An 18,998-nucleotide genomic window follows, 5' to 3' on the forward strand; every position below is an offset into this window, starting at 1 on the left:
TGATTACAGAGGTTATCATGCCTCTGATGTCACACCATCCATCAGCCCCAGTTCAATCAGTGCCTTACTGACCGACGGGTAAAAGCTGATTTTATTCTCAACCGGGACAATCCGTGCCCGCGCCAGGGTTTTCAGCGGCTGGAACGGAATATCGGTGACCACGATGTGTGTATCCACACCAGCTTCGTCAATAAAACGGCGGAAGGCTTTTAATCCACCCGCATCAAGTACCGGCACCGCATCCCACTGCATTACAATGGTGTGATATCCCGAACTTTTGACTTTCAGATCATCAAAAATCCGCTCGGCAGCGGCAAAGAACAGCGGGCCGTTAACCCGGACAACCAGAAGCCCTTTGTCGTGATCGGTATAGGAAGACTCACTCAGGCGCGTCATATTGGCGATACGGCGCATAAACAGCAGTGAGGCCAGCACAATCCCGACACTGATAGCAATGACCATATCAAACAGCACAGTGAGGCTCAGGCACAGCAGCAGCACGATAATATCGTCTTTCGGCGCGCGGCGGATAAGTTCAATGACTTTAGCCGCTTCACTCATATTCCATGCCACCATCAGCAGCAGAGCGGACATCGCGGCCAGCGGCAGATAAGAAAGCAGCGGCGCCAGGATCAGCAGAGTCAGCAGCACCAGCAGAGAGTGAATAATAGCAGAGACCGGCGATGTGGCACCGGCACGCACGTTAGCCGCCGAACGGGCGATAGCAGCAGTGGCGGTAATGCCGCCGAAGAACGGTGCGGTGATATTACCCAGTCCCTGACCCAGTAATTCGCCGTTGGAGTTATGTTTTTTGCCGGTCATACCGTCAAGCACCACCGCACAGAGCAGCGATTCAATCGCGCCCAGCATTGCCATCGAAAACGCTGCCGGCATCAGGGCGGTAATGGTGGCCCAGCTGAACACAAATTCTTTGCCGTCCGGGGTCGGTAAATTCCACGGCAGGATAAACTGCGGCAGAATCGGCGGGATCCCCGCACCCTGTGTACCGTCCGCCAGGGTATAACTGAAACGGGAGCCGATGGTGGCCGCTTCCATGCCGAACAGGGACAGCACCAGCATCACCAGCATCCCGGCAATTACAGCGGGAAGGTGTCCCGGCAGACGAAGTTTCAGTTTCGGCCAGTAGATCAGCACCAGCAGTGTGGTTACGCCAATCAGGGTATCCGACAGATTGATGGTCGGCATGGCTCTGACAAGGGCAATAACCTTATCAACATAGTTTTCCGGTACATGCGCCATGGTCAGACCGAAAAAGTCTTTCACCTGCATGGTGGCGATGGTGATCGCAATCCCTGAGGTGAAGCCGAGCACCACGGAAATCGGAATATATTCAATGAGTTTACCGAAACGCGCCAGACCCATTGCCAGCAGGATAATCCCGGACATCAGAGTGGCTATCAGTAGCCCGCCTAACCCGAACTGCTGGGATACGGGGTAGAGGATCACCACAAACGCGGCGGTCGGCCCGGAGACACTGAAACGGGAGCCGCCGGTCACCGCAATCACAATACCGGCGATAGCGGCCGTATACAGGCCATATTGCGGTGCCACACCACTGCCGATAGCCAATGCCATGGCCAGTGGGATAGCAATAATCCCGACGGTGATACCTGCAATGGTATCTTTTATCAGACGGGAAACGGAGTAAGGCTGTTTCCAGCACGAGTCAATTAATGCAGTAAAAAGAGATAATCCTTTAAATGTTGAAATTTTCATTTCCGGACAACTGTCACCTCTGAGTCATATGAAAAAAATAGGGAGACGCCAACGCGCATTAGTCTACGCAAAACAGGGAGAGATTTAGCTGAGATACATCAAATGACGCTGTATACAATAGCGGATATTAAAATAAAATCAAAAATATGAAGAAGTTAAGGTGTAATAAAACAGGATATTCTGCCGCCGGACCGGATAGCAGCATAAAAAAGAAAAAGCAGAAACGAAAAAAGCCTGCTGATTGCTCAGCAGGCTCTTCTCTTAAGATGGCGGTGAGAGAGGGATTCGAACCCTCGATGCACTTTCGCGCATACACACTTTCCAGGCGTGCTCCTTCAGCCACTCGGACATCTCACCGGGGTACTGTTCGTTGCGTTGATATCTCGCTGCAACGGGGCGCTACTATAGGGGAAGCGACGTAACCCGTCAATACACGCCATGAAAAAAAATGTGTTTTTTCGTTTGTTTAACCAAAAAAACAGCATATTGGTGATTAACATAGCAAATCCGCTGAAAACAGCGTACCGGCTGCCTGAAAAATAACCGCTGATTTTTTTCCGGCGGAAAATCATCTGCCGGAAAAATATGCAGGTCAGTTAACAATAACAACATTTTAACGATACGAAAATCTGTCCGGGGCTTGAATTCTTTGCGTAATCCTATCAGGCTGGTAAAAAAACAGAGGAGCGCCGCATGAATATTATTTTCTACCATCCTTTTTTTGATTCTGAGCTGTGGATCAACGGCATGAAAAAACACCTGCCGCAGGCGGATATCCGCAAATGGGTTCCGGGTGATAACCAGCCGGCGGATTATGCCCTGGTGTGGTTACCGCCGCGTGAGTGTCTGGCCGGGCGCACCACCATGAAAGGGGTCTTTGCGCTGGGTGCCGGGGTGGATGCCATTCTGAAACAGGAACAGGCAAACCCGGGCACACTGCCTGCCGGGGTGCCGGTGATCCGCCTTGAAGATACCGGGATGGGGGCGCAGATGCAGGAGTACGCGGTTGCCAAGGCGCTGTGGTACTTCCGCAAGATGGACATTTATAAACGCCAGCAGGAGCAGCGTATCTGGAAAGCACAGCCTGCTTTCACATTTGATGAATTCGAAATCGGCGTGCTGGGAACCGGTGTTCTCGGCCGTTCTGTGGCGGAAAAGCTGGCAGAGTTCGGATTTAAAGTCCATGGCTGGAGCCGGACACCAAAACAGATCCCCGGCGTGACCAGTTTCCACGGCAACGATCAGCTGGATGAATTCTTAAGCCACAGCCGCCTGCTGATCAACCTGCTGCCTGACACACCGCAGACCAGAGGGATCCTCAACCAGTCACTGTTCAGTAAGCTGCCGCAGAGTTCTTACCTGATTAACCTGGCGCGCGGTTCGCATCTGGTGGATAACGATTTACTGGAAGCCATTGATGACGGACAGATTGCCGGTGCCAGCCTGGATGTGTTCGCCACCGAACCGCTGCCGGAAATGCACCCGTTCTGGACCCACCCGCGGGTGGATGTCACGCCGCACATTGCTGCATTTACCATTCCGTCAGAGGCAATGAAAGCGATTGTCGCCAATATTGATCGGATTGAGCGGGGCGAAGCACCGCAGGGTGTGGTGAATATGGAACTGGGGTATTAATTCTTTACAGCGATAAGGACAATCCGGACAATAGCGGCAACTCAGTTAATAAGGATTTGAAGTATGAATGAATTTTCACTGGTCTGCCGCCTGCTCGGAACGCTGTTTAACCGCGCTCCGGCTGATCCTGTGCTGGCACCGGTTCTGACGATGATTAAGCAGGGGCAACTGAAAGCCCACTGGCCGCTGGAGCAGGATGCACTGCTGACACGGCTGGCTGAGCATTGTGACAGTGCGGAACTGGCAGCGGATTATCAGCAGCTGTTTACTGACGGGGCGGTGGCTCAGCACCGGTCGGACTATACCGGTGAACCGGAAAGTGAAGTCCGTCAGTTTCTCAGTGAGCGCGGTATGCCGCTGACTGATGCGGTAACAGACAGTTTCGGGTCTCTGCTGCTGGCGGCATCCTGGCTGGAAGATCAGGCACAGGAAGATGAAGTCAGTGCGCAGACGGCGCTGTTTGCGGACTATCTGCTGCCGTGGAGTGATGCATTTCTCGGGAAAGTTGAGTCACATGCACAGCACGGCTTTTACCGCACCCTGGCTATTCTGACCCGTGAAGCACTGTCCGCGCTGTATGAAGAGCTGACAGAAGATGCAGAAGAAGACGAAAATGATGATTAATGTGTGACGTTGTCACACATTATTTTTCAGGCCCGGTCAGATGACCGGGCTTTTTGTATCCGGCTCAGAACAGCCCGAGGAACCAGCCTGCTGCCAGGGTGATAAAGCTGAACAGCCAGATCCAGAAGAAGGAGTAGCGCAGATGCCGTCCCATATCCACCCCGGCAATCCCTACAGCCAGCCACACAGCCGGTGAGAACGGGCTGACAAAGGTTCCGGCGTTATTACCGATAGCCATGGCATACACCACATCCGCAGTGGGAATACCGGCGGACGCCACCACATCACGGACAATCGGCAGCAGGGCAAAGTAATAGGCATCGGTACTGGTAAAGATATCCAGCGGTACACCAATAAAGCCGATAATGATGTGGAACTGTTCCGCCATGTGTCCCGGAATAATCAGCAGCAGATCCTTAGCCACGGACTCCAGCATCCCGCCTTTATCCATAATCCCCAGGAATACCCCGGCGGAAAGGATAATTGCTGCCATGGATAACGCCTGCGGGGCATGATGGTTAATTACTGCCACCTGATCTTTCGGTTTCGGGTAATTGACAATGAGAGCGGCGGAGAGCGCCAGCATAAAGATATACGGTGCCGCGAGCCACCCCAGAGCCAGGCTGAGGATCGCCAGCAGGATCAGCGAGATATTAATCAGAAAGCGCTGTGGTTTTTCCGTACCGTGTTCGTTATCCGCCTCATCATACAATTCAAGAAGCGAATCCTGCTCATACGGTGTGGTGCCGTATTGTGCCGCCCGGGCGATACGGCGTTTTTCCCGCAGACCAAACAGTGCGGCAACCAGCACGGATGCGGTAATACCGATAATTTGCACCGGGATCAGCGGCTGCCACAACACTGAGGCGGAAATACCGGTCACAGCAGATGCGCGGCCGAGCGGCCCGCCCCACGGCACCATATTCATCACCCCCATACTCATACACATCAGCAGCAGCATCAGATACGGGCTCATACCCAGCCGCCGGTAGATAGGCAGAAATGCCGGGATAATAATCAGAAAGGTTGCCGCACCGGAACCGTCGAGATGCACAACGGCTGCCACCAACGCAGTGACCATCGCCACAATTACCACATTTCCCCGGGTCAGCCCGAGCATCAGCCGGATAAACGGATTGAAGATATGCAGGTCTTTCATAATGCTGAAAAACAGAATGGCAAACAGGAACATTACCGCGACACTGGCAACTTTCTTGATGCCGTAATCAAAAAATTCAGTGATTTCAGGCAGAGAGTAGCCGGCCAGCAGGGCGCCGAGCAGGGGAATAACAGACATGGCAATTACAGGGCTGGTTTTTCCTGTCATCAGCAGAACGACAATAGAAATGATGATCAGCAGCCCAATCAGTGTCAGCATCAGATGATCCTTATCCGGAATAGTTATTTTCTGATGTTACTGAAAGAGATTAGGTGAGTGTTAAAAATGTTTATGAATTGTGAAATATATCATCAAAAAAGAATCCTGCAGATTCAGAAAAAAGCGCTCAATCACAAATTAATTTTATCTGTAACAGCAGAAAAATCAGTGTTTCGCTCTGTTTTACAGGAAGCGTACTGCAGATGCGTCAGAATGGGATAACCTGGTATCTTTTCGTATGCATTGAATTTTCGTCATATTCTTCGGCAAAACAGGAAGGTGATACCGTTCCCGGCGGGATAGTTAAGGAACGGTATCATAATTTAGTGAATTAATAATTTACTATCACAATTAAAATTTTTAATCGAAATTATTCGGTTAACGGGATAACGATCCGGCCCGGCCGGATTTCAATGCCCTTGGCAAACTTCTTCGCAGCCGCTTCGGCTGTATTATCGCCATTCAGAACATACACCGGGGTGATATTGAAAAAGGTGCTCAGTGTATGATTGAGATAAGGGATCAGCGCGGAAATCAGAGTATCCCATTTGTCCGGATCCAGCGTGTAATTGGTAATTTCAATATCCCGCATATAGATTGACCCGCTTGCAGCATCAAAATACGGTGCGGCGCTGAGAGACATCGAAATGGTGAAATCCCGCGAACCAAACAGCGAAACCAGCTTCAGCGAGCCGATTGCCGTCAGTTTTACTTTGCCCGGCTCTTCACGGCCAATCTCGGTGAGCAGTTTTTCCAGGGTAAAATCCGCATCTGCCACACCATCCATACCAATCTGTTTATTCAGACGGATATTCTCTGCCACCGCACTGTTAATGGTCTCTTCACTGACACTGATTTCGGTTAATTTATCGCAGCCGGTTAAAACTGTTGCTGCGACCAGTGCCGCGGTAAAAAGGAATAATCTCATCGGTATCTCCTGTTGTATACCACCCGATACTAACCTGTGCTGCGGCAAATCCCAAATATCCGGATCAATTTAATACGGCAGGGCTTATTTTCTTCGGGTTAAACTGGCGGTAAAGTGCTATCAGTGTAATCAGTCCGATTGTACCGAGTAAAAACCAGGGAAGTTCAGGTAATTGCATTTCTTTACCCAGATCATACAGCCAGCCGCCGCCGGTATAACCGATGGCACCGCCGAATGCCAGCCCCAGGCGGCTGAAGCCCATGTAACTGCCGCGTGCGCGCGGATCCGCCAGTGACGCGCTGAGGGTTTCCCGTGCCGGCTCGGCAATCACTGATCCTAAATAGAACAAACAGATAATCGCGAATAATACATGCAGTGAATGAGTCAGTGCGACCGGGAACATACTCAGGCTCATCAGGAATAAACCGGCCATCAGACGGGTTTCCAGCCGGAAGTGTTTTTCACTCCAGCGGGCCAGCGGATAGAGCAGAGTCAGTGATAATGCAGCCTCAATGGCATACATCCATTTTACCGCCGCCGGTGTGCCCGCCAGTTCGTTGACGATGATCGGGAACATCAGCATCACCTGCACGGAGAGGATAAAGTAACCGGTCAGTGTCAGCACATAGCGGGAGAAGCGTTTGTCACTCAGTACGCGGGTCAGCCCCTCTTTGACCGGGGTGCGGGTGGTGGAAATGCGGTAAGCGGGCAGCAGCCAGGCATTACACAGGGCGGTGATAATAAAGATTGCCGCGCCCACCCAGCAGACCAGATGAAAGTCATAAATCAGCAGCCAGCTGCCGAGCAGTGCCCCGAGTACCGCCCCGGCGCTGTCCTGCATCAGCAGAAGGGAATAGAAACGGCCGCGTTCATACGGGCGGGTCAGTTTGATCACCAGTGCAGTGCGCGGCGGGTCAAACAGCGTGCCGCCGATAGCCGAGAGAATACAGGAAAGCCAGAGGATCCACGGCTCATCCGCCATTGCCATCAGGGCGAAACCGCCTGCACGGAGAAACATACCGATGACGATCATCGGCTTGGCGCCGAAGCGGTCAGCAATCGCACCGCCGAATATCCCCAGCCCCTGCTGGACAAGCTGGCGCAGTCCCAGGGCAAACCCGACCACAATCCCCGCCCAGCCGAGTTGTTCAACAAAACGGATGGAGATCAGCGGGAAGACCACAAAGAAGCCGAGAACAACCAGCAGGTTATCCACCAGCAACCAGTACTTACCCAGCGTCCGGGCTTGTCTGACAAGTGACATTCAGCACCACATTAAATATTGAAAGGAATAGAAAAAAGGGAGATGATTACACCTTCTATTCTCTGCTTATTCAGTGTCTGATAACAGAGAATTCAGGATGATATTTTTTTATCGACGGAACGTGGTTAAACACACCCTGACTACGGCCTTCTGAGAGAGGAATTATGTTGTTCGGCTACCGCGCGAATACGCCGCAGCTGCGTTTTAACACGGACAGAATGGTGGTCCGGCTGGCGCACGAGCGGGACGCGTACCGCATCAGTGAATATTACTGTGAAAACGAAGCATTTCTGAAACCCTGGGAGCCTCTCCGCGACCGCAGCCACTATCATCCTTCCGGCTGGTCATCCCGCCTGCAGCTGATGACGGATATGCACCGTCAGGGCACCGCTTTTCATTTTTTGCTGCTGGATCAGGCTGAAAATGAGGTGATGGGGGTAGCGAACTACAGTAATGTCATCCGCGGCGTGTTTTACGCCTGTTTTCTCGGCTATTCGCTGGGTGAAAAATGGCAGGGGCAGCATTATATGCAGGAAGCCCTGGAGCCGACACTGCGTTATATGCAGCGTCAGCAGGGCATGCACCGCATTATGGCAAACTATATGCCGCATAATCAGCGCAGCGGACAACTCCTCGCCCGGCTCGGGTTTGAGAAAGAGGGTTACGCAAAAGATTATCTGATGATTAACGGCCGGTGGCGTGACCATGTTCTGACCGCACTGACCACCCCGGACTGGGTTAAGCCACGATAACGGCGGGTTTTTCTGTTCCGCCTGCGTTATCGTGATACTATTTCCGCCTTTGTTATCTGACCAGCACACTCAGCATGAATTTATTGAAATCTCTCGCCGCCGTCAGCTCGATGACGATGTTCTCGCGTGTACTCGGCTTTATCCGCGATGCCATTATCGCCCGGATTTTCGGGGCATCGATGGCCGCCGATGCCTTCTTTGTCGCCTTTAAACTGCCGAATCTGCTGCGGCGTATTTTTGCCGAAGGGGCATTCTCCCAGGCCTTTGTGCCGATTTTATCGGAATATAAAACCCAGCAGGGCGAGGAAGCGACCCGCACCTTTATCGCCTATGTCTCCGGGATGCTGACACTGATTCTGGCGGTGGTCACCGTGCTCGGAATGCTGGCCGCGCCGTGGATTATCTATGTCACCGCGCCGGGTTTTACTGATGACCCGGATAAATTTACGCTGACCGCCAATCTGCTGAAAGTCACCTTTCCGTATATCTTTCTGATCTCCATCGCTTCACTGGCGGGGGGGATCCTCAATACCTGGAACCGTTTTTCCGTCCCGGCGTTTGCACCGACTCTGCTGAATGTCAGTATGATTGGCTTTGCGCTGTTTGCCGCCCCGTATTTTGATCCGCCGATTATGGCGCTGGCGTGGGCTGTGCTGGCAGGGGGGGTATTACAGATTGCCTATCAGCTCCCGCACCTGAAAAAAATCGGCATGCTGGTGCTGCCGAGAGTCTCTTTCCGTAACAGCGGTGTCTGGCGGGTAATGAAACTGATGGGGCCGGCGATCCTCGGGGTATCGGTCAGCCAGATTTCACTGATTATCAACACCATTTTTGCCTCATTCCTGGTGTCCGGCTCGGTCTCCTGGATGTATTACGCCGACCGTCTGATGGAACTGCCGTCCGGTGTGCTCGGGGTGGCACTGGGGACGATTCTGCTGCCGTCACTGGCAAAAAGCTTCTCCAAAGGGGATGCCACCGAATACCGCAAACTGATGGACTGGGGATTACGCCTCTGTTTCCTGCTGGCTCTGCCGTGTGCGGTGGCGCTCGCGATTCTGGCGGAAGCACTGACGGTCAGCCTGTTCCAGTACAAAAACTTCACTGCCTTTGATGCCCTGATGACACAACAGGCGCTGATTGCCTACTGCGTCGGTCTGATGGGGATGATTGTGATTAAAGTACTGGCACCGGGATTCTATTCCCGCCAGAACATCAAAACACCTGTTAAAATCGCGATTGCCACACTGATCCTGACACAGCTGATGAACCTGGCCTTTATCGGGCCGTTTAAACATGCCGGTCTGGCGCTGTCGATTGGTATCGCGGCCTGTTTCAACGCCTCGCTGCTTTACTGGCAGCTGCGCAAACAGAATATCTTCACACCGTTGCCGGGCTGGGGAAAATTTTTCCTCAAACTGGTGATCGCAATGCTGTTTATGGCCGCGGTACTGGTGGGTATGATGTACCTGATGCCGGAATGGTCACAGGGCAATATGCTGATGCGTATGCTGCGCCTGATGGGTGTGGTGATTGCCGGTGCCGGTGCCTATTTTGCCGCACTGTATGCGCTTGGTTTCCGCCTGCGGGACTTTGCACAGCGCAGCTTATAAACTGTTTTTATCTTATTCTGACGGGGCTGATAACAAGCCCTGCGGAATCGCGGATGCCGGAGCGTTTGTATGCTGCACCAACACACTGTTTCTGATGCTGAACTGAACCTGGATAACGGCGGGTATACGTCAATTGATGCGTTTATCACGCCGCCGTATACCCGGCAGGTTATCAGTGCCTATAACAATCAGCTCTCTGAATATCCGGCTGCACTGCGTCACTGTACGTCATTACGGGTACTGAATCTCTCCTGTAATCAGCTGGCTTATATTCCGCCGGATATTGCACAGCTGACTGCCTGTGAAATGCTGGATCTGGGACATAATTGCATCGCGGATGTTCCGCCGGAAATAGGTGAATTACATCAGCTGCAATATCTTTATCTCAGTGAAAACGGATACAGCAGCTTACCGTCGTCATTTTCCGGACTGAAAAATCTGCGTTATTTTAATGCAACGGATAATCAACTGACAGCAATACCGGCATGGTTTTCTGAAATGGAAAAATGGAAGAAATCCGTCTTTATAATAACCGGATAACGGAACTGTCTTCTGCTGTCAGCGGGCTGAAAAATACCCGCGAAATGCATCTGATGAATAATAAAATAACCGCTGTTCCGGATGAGATTGCAGCTGTGGCAGCGCTGGAAATTCTTGATCTGAATAATAACCGGGTGGCGTTTATTTCGCCGGAAATAAGCCGGTTACAACAACTCAATACACTGAATCTGCGTTTCAATGCCCTGAAAGCCCTGCCGGAAAACACCGGTGAATTATCATCCCTGTTATATCTGGATTTACGTGCGAATCAGCTGAGTACACTGCCGGACAGCCTGGCAGCATTAACACAGCTGCGCAAACTGGACCTGCGCTGGAATAATTTCTCCGTCATTCCGCCGGTGGCAGAAAAATTACAGGCAGCAGGGTGCCGGGTATTGCTGTAAGAGACTCAGAAGGCAATAAAAAAGGAACCATAAGGTTCCTTTTTTGCAGAAATAATCGCCGGTAATGCCGGGATTACATCTTCTCGACAGTACCGATACCCAGAGTATCCAGACCGGCTTTCAGGGTTTTCTGTGTCAGCAGCGCCAGTTTCAGACGGCTCTGGCGCAGTTCTTCGCTTTCCGCTGCCAGAATCGGGCAATGCTCGTAGAAACCGGAGAACAGACCTGCCAGATCATACAGGTAGCTGCACATCATATGCGGCAAACCTTCACGGGCAACAGCAGTAATGGTTTCCTCAAACTGTAACAGACGGGCTGCTAACTGGCGCTCGTGGTCGTCAGTCAGGATAATAGGTTGTGTCAGGCTGTCCGCATCAATATCCGCACGTTTGAAGACGGATGCCACACGGGTATAGGCATACTGCATATACGGTGCGGTGTTACCTTCAAAGGCCAGCATGTTGTCCCAGTCGAAGATATAGTCGGTGGTACGGCTTTTTGACAGATCCGCGTATTTCACCGCGCCGATACCGACAACTTCCGCCAGCTGTTTCAGCTCATCTTCCGGCATATCGCTGTTTTTCTCACGGATCAGTTTCTCCGCGCGTTCAACAGCTTCATCCAGCAGATCGGACAGGCGGATAGTGCCGCCGGCACGGGTTTTGAACGGTTTGCCGTCTTTACCGAGCATCATACCGAACATATGGTGTTCCAGTGTCATGCTCTCCGGGATATAACCGGCTTTGCGGACGATGGTCCACGCCTGCATCAGATGCTGGTGCTGGCGGGAATCAATGTAATAGAGAACGCGGTCGGCATGCAGTACGTCATGACGGTATTTCGCACAGGCGATATCGGTGGTGGTGTAGAGGTATCCGCCATCTTTCTTGCGGATAATAACCCCCATCGGCTCGCCTTCTTTGTTTTTGAATTCGTCGAGATAAACAACAATCGCGCCTTCGCTCTCTTCGGCGATACGGCGGTTCAGCAGGTCACTGACAATGCCCGGCAGCATGTCGTTGTACAGGCTTTCACCCATGACATCATCTTCGGTCAGGGTGACATTCAGACGGTTATAGGTTTCCTGGTTCTGCTGCATGGTGATATCCACCAGCTTACGCCACATGGTGCGGCAGTATTCATCACCACCCTGTAATTTGACCACATAGCCGCGCGCGCGCTCAGCAAATACTTCGTCTTCGTCGTAATGCTTTTTCGCTTCGCGATAGAAGGCTTCCAGGTCGGCCAGTGCCATATCGCCGGCATCTTCATTCTGCATTTTTTCAAGATACGCGATAAGCATGCCGAACTGTGTTCCCCAGTCACCGACGTGGTTACAGCGGATCACTTTATGGCCCAGATACTCCTGGGTACGTGCTGCCGCATCACCGATGATGGTGGAGCGCAGATGACCGACGTGCATCTGTTTGGCTACGTTCGGAGCAGAGTAGTCGATGGCGATGGTCATCGGCTCAACCGGGGTCAGGCCCAGTTTGTCATCAGCCAGCGCGGTTTCCAGCTGAGTGGTCAGCCAGTCAGGGGAGAGGAAAATATTGATAAAACCGGGACCGGCGATTTCCGTTTTTTCCGCAATTCCGTCGAGATCCAGCAGTTCAATCACTTTCTCAGCGAGCTGTCGGGGCGGCATACCCATTTTTTTCGCGGCAGCCATCACACCATTGGCCTGGTAATCACCAAACTGCGCTTTGGCGGACTGCTTAACGATAGCATCACAATCAAGTGGTGCCCCTGCGCTGATAAGAGCCTGTTGGATCTTATCTGAAAGAATTGCCTGAATATTCACCGGTTTACCTTAATTTAAAGAACAAAATGACACCCCGGAAACAGCGGCGGAGGAGCGGGCTCGTCCGGGCGGGATGTTGTCGTGAAATTTGGCTGGTTTTATACCACAAAAACAGGGTCTCATGCTACTATCTGCGCCTTTGCGGATGAATTCTCACAGGGGATCATAATGAAAAACAGCGTACAGACAGCATCCCTTGCCGGTCTGATGGCAGAGCTGCCGGTGTTTGCCGGAAAAATACAGCAGTTTGCGGCGGATTTGCAGCTTGATCTCACGCATTATCAGGCAGATCACATCTCACTGCGGGCTCACGATACGGCACTGGCGGAACAGTGGCTGGCCGGATTCCGCGAATGCGGCACCGTTTTATCGGATAATCAGATTAACGGCCGCCCGATTTATCTGTTTTTACTGTATGAGCCGCTGACACTGCTGCACTGGCAGATTCCGGTGGTGGAACTGCCGTTCCCGAAAGATAAACAGTATGCACACCAGGGCTGGGAACATATCGAACTGGTGTTACCGGGTGACCCGCAGACCCTGACAGAGCGGGCTGCCGCACTGCTGCCGTCACCATTACCGGCCGGGGTAGTGATAAAAGCCAGCCATCCGCACGGCGAACAGGAGCGGTTGCCGAACCCGACACTGGCTGTCAGCCGGGAAAATATCACCATTAAGTTTCATCCGTTTACATTGCAGGAGATTGTCGAAAGTGAGCGGTAACCTGCAATTCTGACATTTCCCTGTGCGAATCGGCCGGATATTTCGCATCTTGTGATATTTAACAATTCATTAATCTAAATTACATGTAATAGTGTATATCAGGATGACTGAATCGTTTACGAGAGATATTTACCTGCGAAATTAAGTGATGAGGCTAATCAATGGCGAAACTGGAAATTTGTTGTTACAGCGTGGAATGTGCCCTCACTGCGGAAAAAGCCGGCGCTGACCGGATTGAACTGTGTGCCGCGCCGTCAGAGGGCGGGCTGACCCCGAGCTGGGGCATGCTGAAACAGACTATCGACCGGTTGCGGATCCCGGTTCACCCGATCCTCCGTCCGCGCAGCGGTGACTTTTGCTATACAGCCTCGGAATTTGCGGTTATGAAGAATGATATCGCCAAAATCCGCGACCTGGGTTTTCCCGGGGTGGTCACCGGTATTCTGGATGAGGACGGGCATGTTGATCTGCCGCGGATGAAGATGCTGTGTAAACTGTCGGGCGACATGGCGGTCACTTTCCACAGAGCCTTTGATATGTGTGCGAATCCGATGCTGGCATTACAGCAGCTGACCGACCTGGGTGTGAGCCGTATTCTGACATCCGGCCAGCAGCTGAGTGCGGAGCTGGGATTACCTCTGCTCAAAGAGTTACAGGAAGCCAGCAGAGGGCCGGTGATTATGGCCGGTGCCGGTGTGCGGCTGGCGAATATTCAGAAGTTCCTTGATATCGGCCTTCAGGAAGTGCACAGTTCAGCATCCAAAACCAAGCCGTCCACTATGCGCTACCGCAAAGTCGGTGTGGCGATGGGCAGTGACAGCGAAGCTGATGAGTTTTCCCATACCTGTGTGGACGGGGACACCGTCGAGGCGATGAAAGGGGTTCTGGATCTGCACAGTATGGTCGTGCACTGATCCGGTTCATTTCCGGTTACATCAAAAACGCCCTCATACTGAGGGCGTTTTGCTGTCAGAAGGCGGCGTTAACGGGCTTTCCCTCTGCCGGTATCGCACTGAGTGAGCGCGGCGGATAACCGGCAATGGCATGGTCAGCAAAATTCACGGTGATGACAGAGCCATCACTGAACTGTGTCTGTTGTACCAGGCCGTCACTGTCCAGCCAGCGGAAGCCGGTCAGGGCTTTATTCCATAACTGCTGATGCAGCGGGCGGAAAATACTGTCCGATTTTATCATCGCAGGAAGACGCTTCTGTACCGTATCACGGCTGAGGTTATAAAGTGGCGGCGTGTTATACAGCTGGCTCAGCAGTTCCCGTGTGGTGGTAACCGCCGGGAATTTCAGGTTATCCAGCGTCCAGTGATGCGTGGTGATCACCGCATCATGAAATACAGCCTGATACAGCGGCAACCGCCAGCGCGGATCAAATTCCGTGCTCAGGTAGATATCTTTCAGTTTTCCCGGTGTAAAAAAGATCGCCGGTTCATTTTCCGGCCACCAGGCTCCCAGATAGTAAGGGGACTGTTTGTTGCGGTGAATATCCGCATCACTCCAGCCGAAGCCGCGGGTTTCGGTACCGTGGGCAAACATCAGATATTGCGCGGTCACGGCATTACCGTCTTCCGAACCCAGCGGGATACGGATGTTTTCTGCCACCGACCGTAAGCGGTTATTTCTCGCTGCCGCCATAGCATCCGCACTTGTGGGTGACGCCGGATTATAATCATCAGACACCATGCCGGTGCCGTCCACGTCAAGAAACAGACTGTTGATGCCGGTCAGCTGTACCAGTTCAGTCATGCGTGTTTCTGAAAAATCCTGCATGCAGCCCGGATTCAGGTAATAACCATCCCCGCCGAATCCCGGCAGTTTTCTGCCTGTTCCGGTCACAATCGCGCATTTTTCGCGTAATTCTGACGGGATCTGTGCCGTCAGCCATTCCGTATTTTTTCCCGAGGGGATGGCGGTGTCGTAGGAATCATAGCTGGCGATAAGATAACCGTGCTCTTTGGCATAGCTGACCGCCTGCGGCTGATACCAGGTAGCAGTCCAGTTATCGGTGCCCAGCCAGAGCTTATCCAGTTTTGCCCCGGTCAGTGCGGTTAAAAGAGGAAGGGATAACCCCTGACCCCAGTTGGCTTCCGGTGCCAGGAACGGACTCAGTTGCTGTTTTACGGCAGAACGGATCGCCCGGGCCTGTGTTTTCTGCGCAGCCATAAAGTCACTGTCATCCGGGGTGCGGCTCAGTGGTGTAACTTTCTTCAGTGCCTGGTTGAGAGCATCGGCCAGAAACGGCTGCTGCCATTTTTCCGGTGTTTTACCGTTCAGAGCAGCAAAAGCATCACGGCTCTGAGGCTCCATTGCCGACCATAACCCGTTACCGGCGGGGGATTGCAGATAACGTACCAGTCCCGGCCAGTCAGTAATATCCTGCTGATCGATAATACTTTTTCCCCATAAATAGATATGGGTGGCACCGATCAGTTTTTTGCCGTCCGGGATCTGTGCGAATTTTTCTTCCAGTGATGTGAACTGCTTATTATCCTGTAACCAGCGGCGGTAGCGCAGTGCGCCGTCCAGCGGGGTATCACCGGTGTGAAGCAGAACAGTAAACGGCTGCTGCTGATTAAAACGGTTAAACTGATGTACCGCGCTCATCTGCAGGCGCTGCTGTTTTTCCTCAAAGTGCAGACGGTTATGGAACGGGCTGAGTAACACCCAGCTGTAGACCCGATCCTGCTGCTGACTCCAGAGCGGTAACTGCAAATCCTGATTGGTATCGATATTATCCTGTTCAGTAACCATATAGTGACGCCACTGTTCATTATTCAGCGGAATATGACGTCCTTCGCCCAGCGGCATATAGAGGGCGGAAACAGTGTTATCCGGCAGGGTGAACCACTGAAAATTCTGCGGCTGATTGGTGGTGAATGTCAGGGTCAGCTCGGTATCATTGAGGACAGCGGTGACATTCATATCTCTGTCCGGCCAGAACCAGCTGACACGGCGGGGATATTCTGTTAAATCACTGACCGGCTGTTTTTCTGTTCCCCGGCTGACAGTGGTATCCGCCACTGCTATGTGCAGGGTTTCCGGGTCGATAAAAACCTGATGATTATTATCCGTTAACACAGTGGCAGAGGCCGCAGAGGCAGACAACAGAAGCGGAAGATACAGTGCGGACAGGCGATATTTCATGATCCGGAGTGGCCTTTATTCGTCATAATATGACAGGCAGGGTAGCTGAATCCCCGGGGAGAGAACAGTCAGTTTTTCGGAGGTATATACCCTGCAAATGACAGGGTATATACGTATTACTGATGACTATGGTTTTTCGGCGATCAGAACCGCACGGCGCGGTGCCGGATAGCCTTCAACCGTCAGTGACGGGTCGTCAGGATTGAGGAAATCCGCGAGAGATTCATTGATCATCCACTCCGTACGGCGCTGCTCATCCGTGGTGGTAACAGATTCATCTGCGATCCGGATATTGGTGAATCCGCATTTTTCCAGCCAGACAGCCAGCATTTTTGCTGACGGAATAAAGTAAACGTTACTCATCTGCGCGTAGCGTTCGCCGGGGATCAGGCACTGATGTTCATCACCCTCAACAACAATACTTTCCAGTACCAGTTCGCCGCCGGAGACCAACTGATCTTTCAGTTGCCAGAGGTGGTCGAGCGGGGAGCGGCGATGATAAAGCACACCCATGGAGAACACAGTATCAAAAGCCTGAAGTGCGGGCAGCTCCTGAATACCCAGCGGCAGCAGATGCACGCGCTGGTCATTGCCGAGCAGCTTGCGTACGGCTTCAAACTGGCAGAGGAAAAGCTGAGTCGGATCCACGCCGACCACCAGTTCCGCGCCTTCACCTGCCATACGCCACATGTGATAACCGCTGCCGCAGCCGACATCCAGAATGGTACGCCCGGCAAGCGGGGACAGATGCGGCAGAACGCGATCCCACTTCAGATCGGAGCGCCATTCGGTATCAATCTCCACGCCATAGAGAGAGAACGGGCCTTTACGCCACGGCATCAGGTTGCGCAGAATGTTATTGATACGGCGGGTTTCCCCGTCCGTCAGCGGCAGCGTACGCTGCGCGGTAACCCCGGTTTTCAGATCGAGAATGTCCGGGGTCATGTCCGGCAGATTTTCAATGGTTTTTACCCAGCCAGGATAGTAGCCGTGCAGGGACTCTTTATTCCATTTCGCAATCTGCGCGGGCAGTGTTTCCAGCCAGTGGCTCAGGCGCTCATTTTTTGCAATTAACTGATAAAAATTGCCGAAATCAATCATGGTTATTCTCTTTCACTGCCAGTAATGACCCGAAGTTAAAGCACTGGAACCAGACTTCACAATGTTCAAAACCGGCCGCTTTCAGCCGTGATTTGTGGGTTTCCACACTGTCGGTCAGCATGACATCTTCCAGCATGGTGCGTTTCTGGCTGATTTCCAGCTCACTGTAGCCGTTGGCACGTTTGAAATCGTGGTGCATGCTGAACAGCAAATCGCCGATCTGCTCATCCTCAAAACTGAATTTTTCCGATAACACCAGCACGCCGCCCGGCAGCAGGCCCTGATAGATTTTTTTCAGCAGTGCGGCGCGGTCATCCGGTGCCAGGAATTGCAGGGTAAAATTGAGAACCACCATTGAGGCATTCTCAATCGCAATATGGCGGATATCGCCTTCGGTTACTTCAACCGGTACCGGGGATTTATAACTTTCCACATGGCGGCGGGCGTGTTCCACCATCGGCGCGGAATTATCCACGGCGATGATCCGGCAGCCGGGTTTATCCGCGATATTCGGGCGGATAGACAGGGTGGCGGCAGCGCGGGAACAGCCGAGATCATAAACCTGACTGCCGGGCGTGACAAAACGGCCGGCCAGCATGCCAATCATGGCAATAATATTGGAGTAGCCCGGAATTGAGCGTTTGATCATATCGGGAAACACATCCGCGACTTTCTCATCAAACGTCCAGTCACCAAGACGGGCAATCGGTGCCGCGAACAGAGTATCCTGCGGCGGATTCGGAATTTCTTTGGACATAACACAGATCTGCAATACAAAAAGATGCGCGCATTCTAACAGAGGTGACCCGGCGCAGAAAGTGTTATGTCCCGGCGTGAGCGGTTACATGTACGGCGAAAAAATCTGCTGCCACGGCAGATACCAGATATTCGCCAGCACCATCAGGATCATGGCGGTGAAGGTGGCCGCCATCCCGGTACGCCGCCAGCGGTTCTCGCGGTGTTTTAATCCGTAAGAGTGAAACAGCCGGCCGGCAATCAGAATAACCCCGCAGACATGGACCATCCACACCTGGGCGCCGTTTTGCTCCATCACCAGTAACAGCAGGAGTGCAACGGGGATATACTCAACCGCATTGCCCTGCACGCGAATCGCCGTCTGTAACTCGTAAAATCCGCCGTCACCATAAGCGACGCGGTAAAGTGTCCGCAGTTTAATCACATCGAGTGATAGTTTAATGATTAACAGCGCACCCAGTACAATATAAAGGGAACTAACCATTTTTTACTCCATGGCCAATTGAAACAGCAAAAGAATGATAAACCTCAAAGCAGCGGGTAACACAATCCTTAATATTAATGCATACTGAATTATTTGAAAATT

Annotated in this window: 17 protein-coding genes and 1 tRNA gene; 8 read left to right on the forward strand and 10 right to left on the reverse strand. The window is 52.4% G+C overall.

Features of this window, described 5'->3' with window-relative positions:
* Positions 1-15 precede the first annotated feature (15 nt).
* Both dauA and GN208_RS10160 read right to left on the reverse strand, forming a co-directional pair.
* Entirely contained in the window at positions 16-1,737 is a 1,722-nt protein-coding gene (dauA, locus tag GN208_RS10155) for a C4-dicarboxylic acid transporter DauA (RefSeq protein ID WP_004237318.1), read from the reverse strand.
* A 267-nt stretch (positions 1,738-2,004) separates the two neighbouring features.
* A tRNA-Ser gene (locus GN208_RS10160) sits at positions 2,005-2,094 on the reverse strand.
* Positions 2,095-2,430: 336 nt separating this feature from the next.
* Here GN208_RS10160 and ghrA point away from each other — a divergent pair.
* Both ghrA and GN208_RS10170 read left to right on the forward strand, forming a co-directional pair.
* Entirely contained in the window at positions 2,431-3,372 is a 942-nt protein-coding gene (gene ghrA, locus GN208_RS10165; RefSeq protein WP_004237316.1) for a glyoxylate/hydroxypyruvate reductase GhrA, read from the forward strand.
* 63 nt (positions 3,373-3,435) lie between these two features.
* Entirely contained in the window at positions 3,436-3,996 is a 561-nt protein-coding gene (locus GN208_RS10170) for a molecular chaperone (protein WP_004237315.1), read from the forward strand.
* A gap of 64 nt (positions 3,997-4,060) precedes the next feature.
* Here GN208_RS10170 and GN208_RS10175 read toward each other — a convergent pair whose 3' ends face one another.
* From GN208_RS10175 to mdtH, 3 genes are all read right to left on the reverse strand, one after another.
* Positions 4,061-5,374, reverse strand: a complete 1,314-nt coding sequence (locus GN208_RS10175; RefSeq protein ID WP_004237314.1) for a citrate:proton symporter — start codon at positions 5,372-5,374, stop codon at positions 4,061-4,063.
* Positions 5,375-5,744: 370 nt separating this feature from the next.
* Positions 5,745-6,302: a lipoprotein gene (locus GN208_RS10180; protein ID WP_004237313.1), complete on the reverse strand. Its 558-nt coding sequence runs from the start codon at positions 6,300-6,302 to the stop codon at positions 5,745-5,747.
* Positions 6,303-6,366: 64 nt separating this feature from the next.
* Positions 6,367-7,566, reverse strand: a complete 1,200-nt coding sequence (gene mdtH / locus GN208_RS10185) for a multidrug efflux MFS transporter MdtH (RefSeq protein WP_004237312.1) — start codon at positions 7,564-7,566, stop codon at positions 6,367-6,369.
* A gap of 167 nt (positions 7,567-7,733) precedes the next feature.
* Here mdtH and rimJ point away from each other — a divergent pair, with 167 nt between their 5' ends.
* The 4 genes from rimJ to GN208_RS10205 all read left to right on the forward strand — a co-directional run bounded on the left by rimJ (position 7,734) and on the right by GN208_RS10205 (position 10,872).
* Positions 7,734-8,318, forward strand: a complete 585-nt coding sequence (gene rimJ, locus GN208_RS10190; protein ID WP_004239462.1) for a ribosomal protein S5-alanine N-acetyltransferase — start codon at positions 7,734-7,736, stop codon at positions 8,316-8,318.
* A gap of 74 nt (positions 8,319-8,392) precedes the next feature.
* Positions 8,393-9,928, forward strand: a complete 1,536-nt coding sequence (gene murJ / locus GN208_RS10195; protein ID WP_004237309.1) for a murein biosynthesis integral membrane protein MurJ — start codon at positions 8,393-8,395, stop codon at positions 9,926-9,928.
* Between the two features lie 69 nt (positions 9,929-9,997).
* A complete protein-coding gene (locus GN208_RS10200) occupies positions 9,998-10,468 on the forward strand; it encodes a leucine-rich repeat domain-containing protein (RefSeq protein ID WP_243828354.1) in 471 nt (156 codons plus the stop codon).
* Complete coding sequence (locus GN208_RS10205) at positions 10,435-10,872, forward strand: leucine-rich repeat domain-containing protein (RefSeq protein ID WP_243828355.1); 438 nt, start codon at positions 10,435-10,437, stop codon at positions 10,870-10,872. Before GN208_RS10200 ends, GN208_RS10205 begins: the two co-directional genes overlap by 34 nt.
* A gap of 73 nt (positions 10,873-10,945) precedes the next feature.
* Here GN208_RS10205 and argS read toward each other — a convergent pair whose 3' ends face one another.
* Positions 10,946-12,676, reverse strand: coding sequence for an arginine--tRNA ligase (argS, locus tag GN208_RS10210; RefSeq protein WP_015422678.1), 1,731 nt, complete (start codon positions 12,674-12,676; stop codon positions 10,946-10,948).
* Between the two features lie 168 nt (positions 12,677-12,844).
* Here argS and GN208_RS10215 point away from each other — a divergent pair, with 168 nt between their 5' ends.
* Entirely contained in the window at positions 12,845-13,399 is a 555-nt protein-coding gene (locus GN208_RS10215) for a VOC family protein (RefSeq protein WP_004237304.1), read from the forward strand.
* Between the two features lie 161 nt (positions 13,400-13,560).
* Positions 13,561-14,313 (forward strand): copper homeostasis protein CutC, encoded by a 753-nt coding sequence (gene cutC / locus GN208_RS10220; protein WP_004237303.1) that lies wholly within the window; start codon positions 13,561-13,563, stop codon positions 14,311-14,313.
* Positions 14,314-14,368: 55 nt separating this feature from the next.
* Here cutC and GN208_RS10225 read toward each other — a convergent pair whose 3' ends face one another.
* The 4 genes from GN208_RS10225 to GN208_RS10240 all read right to left on the reverse strand — a co-directional run bounded on the left by GN208_RS10225 (position 14,369) and on the right by GN208_RS10240 (position 18,896).
* Positions 14,369-16,555, reverse strand: a complete 2,187-nt coding sequence (locus tag GN208_RS10225; protein WP_243828356.1) for a glycoside hydrolase — start codon at positions 16,553-16,555, stop codon at positions 14,369-14,371.
* A 126-nt stretch (positions 16,556-16,681) separates the two neighbouring features.
* Entirely contained in the window at positions 16,682-17,656 is a 975-nt protein-coding gene (gene cmoB / locus GN208_RS10230; protein WP_004237300.1) for a tRNA 5-methoxyuridine(34)/uridine 5-oxyacetic acid(34) synthase CmoB, read from the reverse strand.
* Complete coding sequence (gene cmoA, locus GN208_RS10235; RefSeq protein WP_004237299.1) at positions 17,649-18,413, reverse strand: carboxy-S-adenosyl-L-methionine synthase CmoA; 765 nt, start codon at positions 18,411-18,413, stop codon at positions 17,649-17,651. Before cmoA ends, cmoB begins: the two co-directional genes overlap by 8 nt.
* Positions 18,414-18,497: 84 nt before the next feature.
* Entirely contained in the window at positions 18,498-18,896 is a 399-nt protein-coding gene (locus GN208_RS10240) for an MAPEG family protein (RefSeq protein WP_004239452.1), read from the reverse strand.
* Positions 18,897-18,998 lie beyond the last annotated feature (102 nt).

Origin of the sequence: Morganella sp. HSTU-ASny43, from assembly GCF_022819185.1 — a bacterium.
Taxonomy (GTDB): Bacteria; Pseudomonadota; Gammaproteobacteria; order Enterobacterales; family Enterobacteriaceae; genus Morganella; species Morganella morganii.